Source organism: Ideonella sp. P3_A4 (genome assembly GCF_056403075.1).
Window position 1 is genome coordinate 1 of the sequence record NZ_JBFUGE010001157.1, and the last position, 1,072, is coordinate 1,072.

Genomic DNA, 1,072 nt, shown 5'->3' on the forward strand with positions numbered 1-1,072 from the left:
GTGAAGGCGGCGGACATCGATGCGGACTTCTCCTTGCTGATTGGGCGCGGCCTCGTGTCGATGGGCCAGTTGCATCACACCGAATCGATGCTCAATCGCGGGCCCAAGATGCCGAGGCGAAGCTAACGCACCCGAACGGCCTCAATGAGGTTCTCGCCCTGCAGGCCAGCCGGGACTGCTGACGACAGGCCGGGATCGCGGTACGGCGGTTGCCGGTGCTCCACGATCTGATAGTTCATCGCACCGAGCCACTGGGGTGCGGCCACAGGGGCCATCATCCACGTGAAAGGCTCATGCTGTCGACGCAGCCATGCCTCGACCATACGGCTCGCGGGTCGAAACCCGCCGCGCCCCGTCGGCCAGCGAACCATGTAGCTGAAGATCACGCGCAAGCCACCGGGCGCCAGGCTCGGCAACTGATCCCGCAGCAGACTTTGCACACCATCCGGCGCGAGGTACATCAACAGGCCTTCTGCGATGACCAGCGTGGGTTGGTCGTTCGCACCGATGTGCTGTGCCCAATGCGAGTCTCTAGCCAAGTCGGCGCCGACGAAGTGCAGGTTCGCCGGCGTGGCGATCTGGCAGTTCAACATGCCGCGCCGTTTCTGGCCTTGTGTGGCCGGATGGTCGACCTCCACCCACGTCACGGCCGGGAAGCTCGGCGCCAGGCGCAACGCAAGCGTGTCGAAACCGGCACCGATGATGACGACGCGGCGCACGCCTTCCGCAATCGCAAGTCGGCAGCGCTCTTCGATCCACGACTTGCGGTGCCAGTAGTGGCGGGTGATGCCCGGATGGGTCAGCTGCTCGAGTGCGCGCCACAGAGGGCGCGTCACGCGATGGCGCGCCGAGGCGCACAGCAGGCGGTCGCCCGTGCTGACCGAGAGGAACGCGGCGCAAAGCCGGTCTGCCCCGGGCGCCACCAAGGCAGCGGTCTGCGGGCTGTGGGCCAGCAATACGGTGCTGGCGGCGATCACCTTGGCGGTGGAACTCGCTTGCTCCTGCTTCATGTCGGCCGCTTCAACCGAGCAGAGACTGCATGTGGTGGTACCAATCGCTCACGAACCGGTCA

Annotated in this window: 1 protein-coding gene; it reads right to left on the reverse strand. The window is 65.9% G+C overall.

Going from position 1 to position 1,072, the window contains the following annotated elements:
• Positions 1–122: 122 nt before the first annotated feature.
• On the reverse strand, positions 123–1,010 hold the full coding sequence (locus AC1DYI_RS36615) for a class I SAM-dependent methyltransferase (protein WP_477208986.1): 888 nt from the start codon (positions 1,008–1,010) through the stop codon (positions 123–125).
• Between the last annotated feature and the right edge of the window lie 62 nt (positions 1,011–1,072).

Coding starts and splice junctions, on each gene's coding strand:
- AC1DYI_RS36615 (WP_477208986.1), bottom strand. CDS start 1,010: ATGAAGCAGGAGCAAGCGAGTTCCACCGCCAAGGTGATCGCCGCCAGC.